Source organism: Virgibacillus ainsalahensis, assembly GCF_055380755.1.
In genome coordinates, this window is sequence record NZ_AP043943.1 from 2878611 (window position 1) to 2891338 (window position 12728).

Here is a 12728-nt window from a genome sequence, read left to right on the forward strand (position 1 = left end):
ATGATAAATTTATCATAACCTCCAGCTTTCATCTATTAATAAGCGTGTGATCCACCATCAACAGCTAAAATATCACCACTAACAAAATCAGATGCTTTTGAGGCTAGAAATAATGCAGCACCTTGCAGATCAGCGTCATTTCCTAGTCGATTTAATGGCGTTCCTTCCAGAATCTTCTCTTCTCCTTTTTCCAGCAGACCCCGGGACATTTTTGTCGGGAAGAACCCCGGTGCAATTGCATTTACATTGATATTGTGCTGTCCCCATTTAACAGCTAAATCCTTTGTAAACGTCATGACTGCTCCCTTACTTGTATTATAACCAATCGTATCCATATACCTTGGATCTGTTCCACCAAACCCAGCAACAGAAGCAATATTGATAATTTTCCCTGCCTTTTGCTTCATCATTGTTTTACCAACTTCCTGACTCATTAGGAATGTTCCGGTTATATTCACATTGATAACCTTTTGCCATGCTTCAAAAGGCATGTCCAGTACAGGTGCCCCCCAAGTAGCCCCGCTATTATTAACCAGAATATCAATGGAACCAAAGTGGCCAAGTGTACCCTCTACAACTTTTTTGACATCATCCGGATTCGATACATCACATGCAAATGCTAATGAATCAACACCAAGTTTCTTTAACTCGTTACTCATTTCTTCACAAGTCTCCAACTTTCTTGAACAGAGGACGACATTTGCGCCTGCTTCCGCGAACCCTTGAGCAATTTGCGCCCCCAGCCCCCTTCCTCCGCCTGTAACAATTGCTGTTTTCCCATCCAATTTGAATAAATCCAGCACACTCATATTAAATTCTCCTCTTTTTTATATTTTCGAAGCTCTAATTTAGCAACTTGTCTGCGGTGTACTTCATCTGGACCATCTGCAAGTCTAAGTGTCCTGGCATTTGCCCAATGATTGGCAAGGGTGAAATCTTCACTTACTCCTGCCCCTCCATGCGCCTGGATTGCGCGATCAATTACTTTTAATGCCATATTTGGGGCAACAACTTTAATCATTGCAATTTCAGTCTTCGCTTCTTTATTACCAACTGTATCCATCATATATGCAGCTTTCAGTGTTAATAACCTTGCTTGTTCAATATCAATTCTTGAGTCGGCGATCCATTCTTGTACAACACCCTGTTCTGCAACCTTTTTACCAAATGCGATTCTGCTTTGTACGCGTTTACATAAATCTTCAAGCGCACGTTCTGCGGCACCGATTAGACGCATACAATGATGAATCCTGCCGGGACCAAGTCTTCCCTGTGCAATAGCAAATCCTTTTCCATCACCCCAAAGCATATTCTCTGCAGGTACACGCACATTGTCATAGATAATTTCCGCATGACCATGTGGTGCATCATCATACCCGAACACTGGAAGCATCCGCTCTATCTTAACACCAGGTGTATCTAACGGAACCAGAATCATCGATTGCTGCTCATGTTTGGCTGCTGTCGGATCAGTTTTCCCCATAACAATTGCAATTTTACAACGTGGATCTCCTGCACCTGATGACCACCATTTCCGTCCATTGATAACATATTCGTCGCCATCGCGAACTATACTTGATTCTATGTTTGTTGCATCGCTGGACGCAACATCAGGCTCTGTCATAGAAAAGCATGAACGGATTTCTCCAGCCAGTAGCGGTTCAAGCCACTCCTTTTTTTGCTTATCCGTCCCATACCGAGCCAAAACCTCCATGTTTCCTGTATCAGGTGCACTACAATTAAACACTTCCGGTCCAATCATAGATCTTCCCATTATTTCACAAAGCGGTGCATACTCCAGGTTGGTCAACCCGGCCCCATATTCGCTTTCCGGCAAAAATAAATTCCATAACCCTTCCGTTTTTGCTTTCTGTTTTAATTCTTCCATAATAGGTGGGATTTGGGTCCACCGGCTTTCCTGCTGGTTCAACTGTTCTTTATAAACTCTCTCATTTGGATATACATTCTCTTCCATAAAGGCAGCAACTTTATTCTGCAATCCTATTACTTTTTCCGAATATGAAAAATCCATTTTACCTTCCCCCTAACAAAGTTTTACCTGAATACCTACTGGATAGTATGTTCATAATATTTATTTAATTATAACAAATTTTCTTGTAAATGCAATACATAATAAAACTAAAAACATCGCACAGATAACTATCTATGCGATGTTGGAACATGTTATATAGTTGGCTAAGGGTTTATTGAAATTCTGCTGGTACTTCAAATAAATCAATCCCCCATGCAACCGGTAAAAAGAAATATACTACGGTTACGATTAAGATAAGGGCAGTGATATTTAACCAGAATCCGTTTTTAACCATTTCGGTTATCTTCAACCTTCCTGTACCATATATTATTGCATTCGGTGGCGTACCCACAGGGAGCATAAAAGCACAGTTTGCTGCCATCGCACATGGAACCATTAATGCATATGGATGTATATTCAGCGCAAGTGCAAGAGAAGCGACTACCGGGATAATCATAGTCCCCGTTGCTGTATTCGACGTAATTTCGGTCAGGAACAAAATGACACCAGCTGCAACAAGCATGATAATAAAAACATTCATTCCTTCAAGTCCTGCCAGCTGACTTCCAATCCAATTTGAAAGGCCTGTCTCTGTAAAACCTGCAGCAATGGCCAGTCCTCCTCCAAACAGAATTAAGATTCCCCATGGAATATCTTTGGAATCCTTCCATTCCATTATTCTGCTTCCCTCTTCCTGTTTAGCTGGGATCAGGAAGAGCAGAATAGTTGCTGCCATTGCAATCATACCATCGCTAATGCCGGGAACATGTACGATATTTTCCCAAATAAATGTACGAGTAATCCACATAAAGGCCGCGAAAATAAAGACAGCTGCCACAGCTTTTTCTTCATAGGAAATTCCCCCAAGCGACTTTCTTTCATGATTGATCTGTTTCTTCCCTCCCGGAAGTTCACTAAAATTTATTTTATAAACGACTTTCGTAAGGTAAAGCCATAAGATTGGAATTAAAATAACAGCAACTGGAACGCCAACCATCATCCAGCCTGCAAAGGAAATTTCTGTGCCAAACATTTCTCCTACTGTAGCTGCGAGTATACTGAGAGGAGGTGTTCCAATCAACGTTCCGAGACCACCAATGGTTGCGGCATACCCTATACCGAAAATAACCGCTTTTTCAAATTTCGGTATCTCCTTTGCATATTCACCTTTCTCCAACGAACTGGATGCCTGATGTACAATCGCCAGCCCCATTGGAATCAGCATCATTGTAGCTGCCGTGTTGGAAACCCACATGGATAGAAAAGCAGTAGCTACCATGAAACCCAATACAATTCGCTGTGGACTTGTACCAATTACAGAGATAATCGATAATGCAATTCGTTTATGAAGATTCCACTTTTCCATCGCTGTAGCAATAAAAAATCCACCTAAGAACAAGAAAATAATATCATTTCCATAGGATGAAACAACGGTATCTCCATCTAGTGCCCCGGTAATCGGAAGCAAAATAATAGGTAAGAGCGAAGTTACCGCAATTGGCACTGGCTCTGTAATCCACCAGGTAGCGACCCACAACGTCACAGCAAGAACCGCCCTAGCCTCAATATTTAAACCTTCCGGCTGAAAAAATAATAATGTTAGTAAAAATAACAAAGGCCCCAGGATTAGCCCCACTTTCTGAGCAGGTTTAAAGGAGGGTTTCTTCTTATAACTATTATTTCCACCACTTGGAATGGAATAACTATCTTTTTCACGTTTTTCTGATGTCGTAGAGCCCGTACCACTTCCCATCTTAGAAAAAGTTAATATCTTTTTTGTATTCTCATGTGAACGCCAAAGCCGCCCCCAAAAGGCTGCTATATTTCCAGTTTTTTGTGACATATTACCACTACCCCTTTGCAATATATTGTCAGCGCTTACAAAGAGTTTAGGCTATAGATTTCTTTCTGTGTACCTTTTGAAATTATTTCAACCCTTTTGTAAGTAAAAAAAGCAAAGGGCAGAGGTCATTTTTCTGACTCTGCCACTAAAGAATGAATGAGTTGAATACGCTCAGGTTTTAATTGATAACGATGCAAAGGACGTCCTGTTTCCTGATACAATATCTCTACTTGCAAGACATCCTGACCTGTCAGGTATTTTAAATACTTGCTTATCGATACTCTGGATATCCCTGTTTCATCAGCTATTTCCGCAGTAGAAAAGGGGCGGCTTTCCCACTTCACAATCTGCCTGGCGATTTTGGCAAGTGTAGGTGCGGTCAGACCCTTAGGTAGATGATCCCCACGTGAATCAGAACGATACTTTTTCAAAAGAAAGGCATCCAAGTCTTCCTGTTGTACTTCTCGTCCGTCTTCCATACGTTCAAATTTCTGCTGATATTTCAGCAATGCTTCTTTAAACCGTTCAAAATCAAATGGTTTAATTAAATAATCAAATGCCCCATAACGTAAAGCTCTTTGAATCGAGGCTTGATCATTTGCAGCTGTTATGACAATAACATCAACATTTAAACCAGCATTCCTTATCTCCACCAGCAAATCAAGACCATTACTGTTAGCCATATAAATATCCAATAAAACAAGGTTCACCTCATTATTATTTAGAAAATCCCACCCAGTCAAAATATCATGCGCCATACCAGCAGTTGTAAACCCTGTTACTTCTTCAAGGTATATCCGATTGAACTTCGCCACCATTGGATCATCTTCTACAATTAATACGTTTATCATATATTGTCACCTTCATATGGAATTATTACATCAAACACGGTTCCTTCGCCTTTTTCAGAGTAAACTTCAAGTGTTCCTCCCAATTCATCCAGGGCTTTTTTTGTTAAGAATAATCCGTATCCGCGATTGCTCCCCTTTGTGGAGAGACCTTTATTAAAAATCGTTTCTTTTTCGAATGGTGTTAAACCTGGTCCATTGTCCTGAATGGTAAAATGAAATTGCTTATTTATATGGTTAATTGTAATAAGAACACACCGATCAAGCTGGTGTGCCACAGCATCATTTGCATTATCCATTAGGTTTCCTATCATTGTTATGATAGCTTGTACTTTTTCTGTATTCCCTAACACTGGCAATTGCCGGTCTCCATTGACTTCGATGTCAACTCCATTTTCTCTGAACTGACTCAACTTGTTATGGATATAACCTGCCAATACTGGATCCTTCACAAGTCGGGAAACTGCCCCAATTTCGCTGTGATAATTATCAGAAAGATGGTCAATATATTTTTCCAGCTCCTTATACGACTCGGTATGCACCATTGCTGAGATGACATGCAATTTGTTCATAAATTCATGAGTTTGTGCCCGAAGTGTATCTGCATAAGTTCTGGCCTCCGTTAACTGCTCGACCAATGAGGTAAGCTCCGATTTATCCCGAAATGTGGCAATTGTACCTGCCATATGATTATTGACAATAATGGGCCTAGTATTAACAACGATATTAATACCGTTAAGACTAAGCTCCTGATCATATTCAATATTTTGATCCAGCAACACCTGTTTCAAATCAGAATTTGGCAAATAGCTTTCCAGCTGCTGACCGACAGGATTTTTTGAAAGTTCTGCGCGATCAAATAAATCCATGGCGTTATTGTTGGCAACGACAATTTCATTCTGCTTATTAATGGCAATAATACCTTCTCTTACAGATGCAAGCATGGCATCTCGTTCTTGTAATAACTGTCCAATTTCCTGTGGCTCAAGCCCGTGTAATGTACGCTTAACTCGACCTGATAGAAAAAAAGCTCCAATTGCTCCGATAATCAAACCAGCAGCAGTTCCTGTATAAACCATAGCCTGACTTCTAAAAACGGATTCATTTACATTGTCCAGCAATATCCCGACCGCTACTACACCGACTTGCTTATTTTCATTCCATACTGGAATAAATGCGCGCATTGATTTACCAAGTGTTCCTTCCGCGATGGACGTATATCTCTCTCCCCCAAAAGCACGATCCTCATCATTTCCTACAAAATATTCTCCGATTCTTTTTTCAACAGGATGGGAGCGACGGATATGTTGATTATCCATAACGACGATATAATCAACATCTGTATCCTCCTGTACCGCTTTCGTATAAGACTGTATCTCTCCTGAATTATCCGGATCTGTTAATTTTTCGGTAACAAGCTGGGATTGGCTCACAGTACTTGCAATATTCATCACCTTTTCCCTCTCATTTTCTCTAGTGCTATCAGCTGTTTCACTTGCGATTAGGAGACTTGTAACTGCTAATGCAACACTTAATACCCCTATAATTAACAGTATAATCCTTGTCTGCAATCGAATCGGCTTTCTATTTCTAAAAAGTTCTTTCATTGAATCTCCTTCTAAACTCTATATTTTTACTTAAGCAAATGCCCAGCTGTTAACTTCCTTATATTGTCTATCCCATTATTATGTTCTTTACTCGATACAGGGAAAATTATAGCATATAAATATGTTGGTGAAATTAAAAACAAAGCAGGCGTAAAACAAAATCCTTTGTCATTTATTAATTTTCCGAATTTATTGATCTTTGATGCTTTCTTTACCCCTTTCAAATCAGCTTTCATCACAATTTCACTTACTTCCTCTCAGATTCAATTAATAGGCATACACACATTTTTTCTTTCCAGCATAGCCTATACTAAAATGTCTTGGAGGGATGTTTGTGAAAGCCGAACGAAAAAATGGTTCAAAAAATCCCCAAAGTCGATCGAGATGGCATCTCTTTGAGATCATTGGTGTTTCAATTGTTTTTATTGCACTTGGGCTGCTTTTCCTGGCGCCTGATTCACTTTCTCAACTATTCGATACCATCATCAGTGAGGTAAAACCAGTTGTGGTAGATACCTTTTTGACAGGGGAAGTTGGAATTGCTGTTATTGTCAGTGTTATTGTAGGACGAATCTTGGAACGCCTTGGTTTCACAGATGGGCTCATCCGTCTTATTGTTCCGATTATGCAATTGTTTAAAATAAATCCAGTCGTTATTATTCCGAGTGCCTATAATATTCTTGGTGACATCAACGCTGCAGGTAAAATTGCTGGTCCAATCCTTGTAAAAGCAAACGCGACAAAAGCAGAGCAAAAGATAGCTGTCGCAACCATGATCCAATCTCCTCAGTCTTTCGCTACATTTGTATTAGGGCTCATCGCATTATCGGTATTTGAAATAGATGCATTTTTACTCATTCTATTATCCATTTTCGCTCCTTTAATTATTGTACCTTTCCTCTTATCAAGAACCATTTATCGTGACACAAATAAAGTTACTTTAGATCAATTACCGCGTTTCACACCAAGAACAACATTTTTAAATACCATCTTTGCTTCAGCGAAGGAAGGAACAAGTTTACTGCTATTAACCATTATCCCAGCTGTTACAGTCGTATTTATCCTCATTGGTATTCTAAATTTCGCGGGTGTATGGGAGACGCTTGAAGCAAGCATGGCATCCATCTTCTCCCTGCTTAGTATCGAGCCTGACTCCGGAATCGTTTCATTTCTCGTTGCCCCCACATTAGCGGTAGCTCAAATGGCTGATTTAGTTACTACTATTGATCCAAGGTTAATCGTTGGTGGTTTCGTATTAGCAAATTCAGGACTTCCTGTTTACGTTATTGTAGGCCAGATTCCTGCAATTTGGGCAGAGTCAACCGACCTGCAAGAAAGAGAAGTCATATATGCTGCATTAATCGGTATTGCAATCCGGATTGCAACAGCTTGTCTTCTCGGATATTTCCTTACTCCTTTCCTGGTGGTGTAATAAATGAAAAATGCTTATATAATACGTGCTGGAAAGTTAGTAACAGTAAGCAGTACCGGTACCATTTATAATGGAGCTATGGTAATAAAAGATAAAAAAATAATCGATATTGGAGATTGGCACACACTCCAAAGACAAAACCCTTCTCTTCCTGTAATAGATTATCCGGACCATGTAATCACGCCGGGTTTAGTAGATTGCCATACACATTTATTGGAATTTGCTCCATCCTCCTTGTATCCTATCACACCAGAAATCCATTTCACGGCAGGCAAGACATTACTTTTACACGCCTTGACTTCTGGCATAACAGCAATTGGGGAACAGATATGCGGGCATCCAGAGAGTGTTTTTTCGATTGGAGATTATCGAGATATTGTAAAAGAGTTTCCGATGGATATATCATTTGCTACTACCAGTATATCAATTGGTTTTAATACATTGGCTCATTTTACATCTGTAACTAAGTCAAAAGCTGTTTCTCAATCAGATTTAACTCATCCACAAATAGTGAAAGAAATGGCGATACAAAATGATTACCCAGGTGAGAATCTATTCATCAATGCAACCCCGGCAAACTTTACGGCAGATGAAGTTCCACGTGCAGGAGAAATTATCTATACACTTGAAGAGTTAAAAGAAATAGTCAAGATCTTCCACCAATACGGCAAAGAAATTGGTGTCCATGTTGCCGGTGAAGATGCAATCGAAATGACACTTAAGGCAGGTATCGATATTTTGCATCATGCACACGGTATTACAGAAAATCAGATGGAAAGGGCTAAATCACAAGGTACCAAAATCATTGCAACACCAATGGGCGGAACACATTTAGAACCAAATTCACCAGAAAATATAATGCAATTAGTTGAGAAGAATATTGCTGTCTCCATTGCCACTGATGCATACTTACCACCATACCCCAATGTCGATTGGCTACCTTTTAAAGATCAGGCATTACAAGGTCCAGATGTTCTCATGCAAATCGCCCAACCTGGAATGAAGCTTCTAAAAGCCGGCGGATATGATGAAAATCAAGCACTTTCATTATTAACCGCAAATCCGGCAACAATCTTAGGTAAAGGGAATCGGTTTGGAAGGTTAAAAACAGGCATGGACGCCAACTTTTTAATAACGAACGGAATCCCGGGGTTGGAAATCACGTCTATAGAAGATATTAAAAAGGTTTATTTTCAAGGCAGGTTGGTTGCTGACAGGATGAAGGAAAGTTAACTGAAAAGATAGATTCAATTAGATTACAACTTCTCAAAACAATTGTTGAAAAACTTCATACAGTCATTTGTATCAGAAACAAGTCTAAAACTGATTGCAGATTGTAATACATTTATGATGTTTAAGAGTGATGAAAAGTTGGAGTTGAAAAAACAACATAAAGGCAATTCCTGTAAGAATCGGTTCTGTCCGATTTGTGCATGGAGAAATGTGCGGAAAGAGAATTTATGAGTCGAATTGAAAAACTCCCGACTGAGCATAATAGTATACAGAACATACTATTATGTTTATGATAGTAAAGTTGTCATTTTAATATAGGAGATCGTAGTAAAAATGTTAAAAGCTTATTCTTGGCTGACTTTTTGCGTAATCGTATGGGGAAGTAATTTTGTGTTTGGAAAAATTTTGGTTCAGGATTTCTCTCCAACGTTATTAACATCACTGAGGCTTTTCTTTATTGTATTATTATTAGTCGGCTTATCGTCTTACAAAAGACATATAAAACGTTTAAATAAAACAGAATGGCTAGCAATTTTCTCTTTGGGGATTATTGGTGTATTTATAAATCAATGGTCTTTTTTTGTAGGATTGGAAACAGCCGATCCTACAACATCTGCTCTGGTCCTGGCAACAGCCCCGATTTTAACCGGCTTTTTAGCTGCCATATTCCTGAAAGAGAAATTAACGATTCGTATGCTGTTGGGGTCTGTTTTGGCGATTACGGGAATTTTTCTGGTTGTAACGAAGGGTAGCTTATCCTCTGTATATATTGACAAAGGACTTTTATGGATTGTTGTAACGATGGTAACATTCGCCATCATGATCATAATGACAAGGATGCTTTCCCAACAAATGGATCCACTTACAATTACCCTCTACTCAAATATCGTGGGATTTATTGTATCGGTTCCGTTTGTCTTTATACTGGACAACCCGTTACGAATCGGCGTTACTGTTTTTGACTGGGCTTTACTTATTGGAACTGCCGTTACCGTTCATGGCATAGCTACTCTGATTTGGAATAATAACATTCGGCATGTTGATGCTTCAAAGGCCTCCATATTATCTAATTTAGAACCGTTTGTAGCTATGATTACAGGTTTAATATTACTTTATAAACCAATCACGGGTGTGGAAATAACAGGTTCCCTATTTATAGTGGGAGGAGTCATATTTTCCACCTATCAACGAAAACGGTATACAAGAATGGTAAATCACAAAAAATAATGAGCATGATACTTTTAAAAGAATAGCTGTTAGGAAGTTAAATTCCGGAACAGCTATTCTTTTTCCAATATCATCATATTTTAATGTAATTACTCATTGGTAATGGCGCCTTAGTGGGAGACGAATCCCTTTTTATTAATTCCTGCCAAAAGGAAGCTGGAATTTCCGCTTTCATCGCTGCCAATTCTTCTTCGATGCGGGCGAGTAGAACCAGGAATAGCCGTTGCGGTCGCAGGATGAGTGGTTAAAAATTGAAGAGCAGCCACCTTTAGACTAATCTTGTGAGGTTACGCAATTTCCTCGGAAATACACCCGAATAATGGATTTCAAAAAACATAAGTAAAACTGTCGATATTTCCCGGGAAATGATGAACGAAATTTCACTTCAAATTTATTGAGTGCAAAGAGTGCTGAACGAGCTGAGAGCTGTACTGCTTCCGCTTCACAGATAGTTTTATCAAAAATTGCTCTTAGGAGGATAATTCGTTCCACGGGTTTGGTTGTTTGTCCCGAGCATACCAGTCTTTGTTCATGTCGCGGTGCGCTGTGCATTTTCCAGTCTAGCCGCGGCAACATATGGCCTAAACAATTAAAAAGAGCCAAGCCTTATCTAGACTTAGACTTCATTTTCTCTGTACCATGAAATAAGGATTTATCTTCAATTATATACGTAACGAACGTCAAAACCAGTCCGAATACAATAATACCAGCGGCTACAATACATCAGAAAATGCTCATGCTTATCGCAAGGTTTTATGCCTTTAGGAACATCAACTTCATAGAATTTACAATTTCTTAGGAATGTTTACACAGCTGAATTGTTATAATTATAAAGAACACACTAAATTATTGCACTATTTCAGTACATGCTACATTCTAAAAGGGAGGAAATTTAGGTGAATGTTGTTAGATTTCAGAACTTAAGCCAAAAAAATATGTCCTTCAAGCAGGTATTTCAGCATATTGTCCAATTTATGAAGAAAGACCCAAAAGGGAATTATCGTTTGATGTTTGGCACGGATTCTCAGGTTCATGCCTATTATACAAAGTTTATTACGGGCATCGTAATCCAGCGTGAAACAAAAGGCGCATGGGCTTGTATTCACAAAGTAATAATCCCAAGAAAAATGACCAACCTTCATGAACGCATCTCCTATGAAACAACATTAACAGAAGAAGTTGTCTCCATGTTCACAGAAGAAAGAAAAGATCAATTGATTAATATTGTTTTGCCGAACATTTATAAAGGGGCTTCCTTTACCATTGAAGGACATATCGATATCGGATCTGGAGTCAGGAATAAAACGAGAATCTTCGTCAATGAAATGGTAGCACGAATGGAATCACTTGATATCGAACCAAAAATCAAGCCGAACTCGTTTGTTGCAAGCAGTTATGCGAATCGGTTTACGAAATAATATGATTACAAACAAATGCATTTCTTTTGAGAGAGTAATGAATAAAAGGGATATAAATATGTAGATCTTCGTGGAAGAAAAAATAAAAGAATCCATTGCTAATGGGGAGTTGAGAACCTTACTGGCCGCCTCATTCGAACTTACTGATGATTTCTTTCGGCTTGTTATTATGTCGGAAAATAAAAGATAACCCCTCATATGTTTTAGCAGGCGTTGAGGGATTATTTCTACCTTCATGTGCCAGAGCCCTTCTTAATGGGTTTTGGTCTTATTTTAATCGCTCCAATTTGGTAAGATAGAGCGGTTTTTTATAGCTTATGCATTTCTATTTTACAGTAGACCACGTACAGTTATTTATACACCCAATAAAACTAAAATAACTCCAGCTGTTTTGGTGAAAAGTCTTCATATAGAATGTCCAGCATTGCTTACAATTCCTTGGCATTTCCGGCCTACTTTCTCCACCTTAATAAACTTCATAGCCACGTCCAGTTTGCGCTCCTTCAATGCTTTTTTAAAAGGTCAATGCCACCTTACTTACCGGAATTGGGTCAAACCCTGGAAAGAATTCACGAAGCTTTTCCGGTGATTCCTGAAAAACAGTCGGGCTTACGCTGTTGATTCGTATCCCTCTGGGCATCTCGATAGCTGCTGATTTTACAAAGGACCTTACCGCTCGGTTTGCCATGCAGAAGAGGCACCACGGGCGATGGGTTCATCCATGATGATCCCTGTAGTTAACGTAAAGCTTCCACCATCATTCACGTGATCCATGCCAAGTAAAACAAGGTTTATTTGTCCTTTTAATTTGATTTCAATTGTGATTTCATTCAATTCTGGCGTTATATCTTCAATAGCTCCAAAATGCGCATGCCCTGTCGCACTGACTACAGCATCCACTTTTCCAACTTGTGCAAACATTTTACGAATCTGATCAGGTTTGGTGATATCTACTTCAACATCAGCGTTATGCCTTGCAGCCCGAATGATTTCATGCTTTCCTACTAGTTTTTTCGTGATTGCCTTCCCCAAAAGGCCGGTAGCCCCCACAAGTAAAATCTTCATTTCGTAATACTCAACTCTAAGAA

Annotated in this window: 10 protein-coding genes and 1 pseudogene; 4 read left to right on the forward strand and 7 right to left on the reverse strand. The window is 39.2% G+C overall.

What is annotated here, in order from left to right:
- Positions 1–35 precede the first annotated feature (35 nt).
- The 6 genes from ACZ427_RS14075 to ACZ427_RS14100 form a co-directional block, all read right to left on the reverse strand.
- On the reverse strand, positions 36–809 hold the full coding sequence (locus tag ACZ427_RS14075; protein ID WP_461176619.1) for an SDR family oxidoreductase: 774 nt from the start codon (positions 807–809) through the stop codon (positions 36–38).
- Positions 806–2032, reverse strand: coding sequence for an acyl-CoA dehydrogenase (locus ACZ427_RS14080; RefSeq protein WP_461176620.1), 1227 nt, complete (start codon positions 2030–2032; stop codon positions 806–808). The genes ACZ427_RS14075 and ACZ427_RS14080 overlap by 4 nt, the downstream gene beginning before the upstream one ends.
- A 172-nt stretch (positions 2033–2204) precedes the next feature.
- Complete coding sequence (locus ACZ427_RS14085) at positions 2205–3875, reverse strand: SLC13 family permease (protein ID WP_461176621.1); 1671 nt, start codon at positions 3873–3875, stop codon at positions 2205–2207.
- Positions 3876–4000: 125 nt separating this feature from the next.
- Positions 4001–4726, reverse strand: coding sequence for a response regulator (locus ACZ427_RS14090; RefSeq protein ID WP_461176622.1), 726 nt, complete (start codon positions 4724–4726; stop codon positions 4001–4003).
- Positions 4723–6330 carry a DcuS/MalK family sensor histidine kinase gene (gene dcuS, locus ACZ427_RS14095; RefSeq protein WP_461176623.1) on the reverse strand — a complete coding sequence of 536 codons (1608 nt, stop codon included), beginning with the start codon at positions 6328–6330 and terminating at the stop codon, positions 4723–4725. The genes ACZ427_RS14090 and dcuS overlap by 4 nt, the downstream gene beginning before the upstream one ends.
- Before the next feature lie 26 nt (positions 6331–6356).
- A complete protein-coding gene (locus ACZ427_RS14100; RefSeq protein WP_464883449.1) occupies positions 6357–6569 on the reverse strand; it encodes a hypothetical protein in 213 nt (70 codons plus the stop codon).
- Positions 6570–6664: 95 nt separating this feature from the next.
- On the opposite strand from ACZ427_RS14100, the gene ACZ427_RS14105 reads away from it, so the two are divergent.
- The 4 genes from ACZ427_RS14105 to ACZ427_RS14120 all read left to right on the forward strand — a co-directional run bounded on the left by ACZ427_RS14105 (position 6665) and on the right by ACZ427_RS14120 (position 11640).
- Entirely contained in the window at positions 6665–7762 is a 1098-nt protein-coding gene (locus ACZ427_RS14105) for a hypothetical protein (RefSeq protein WP_461176625.1), read from the forward strand.
- Positions 7763–7765: 3 nt separating this feature from the next.
- Entirely contained in the window at positions 7766–8995 is a 1230-nt protein-coding gene (locus ACZ427_RS14110) for an amidohydrolase family protein (RefSeq protein WP_461176626.1), read from the forward strand.
- A gap of 333 nt (positions 8996–9328) precedes the next feature.
- A complete protein-coding gene (locus tag ACZ427_RS14115; protein WP_461176627.1) occupies positions 9329–10222 on the forward strand; it encodes a DMT family transporter in 894 nt (297 codons plus the stop codon).
- Positions 10223–11157: 935 nt separating this feature from the next.
- A complete protein-coding gene (locus tag ACZ427_RS14120; RefSeq protein WP_461176673.1) occupies positions 11158–11640 on the forward strand; it encodes a ribonuclease H-like YkuK family protein in 483 nt (160 codons plus the stop codon).
- A gap of 514 nt (positions 11641–12154) precedes the next feature.
- On the opposite strand, the pseudogene ACZ427_RS14125 reads toward ACZ427_RS14120, so the two are convergent.
- Positions 12155–12705: pseudogene (locus ACZ427_RS14125) on the reverse strand (short chain dehydrogenase).
- Between the last annotated feature and the right edge of the window lie 23 nt (positions 12706–12728).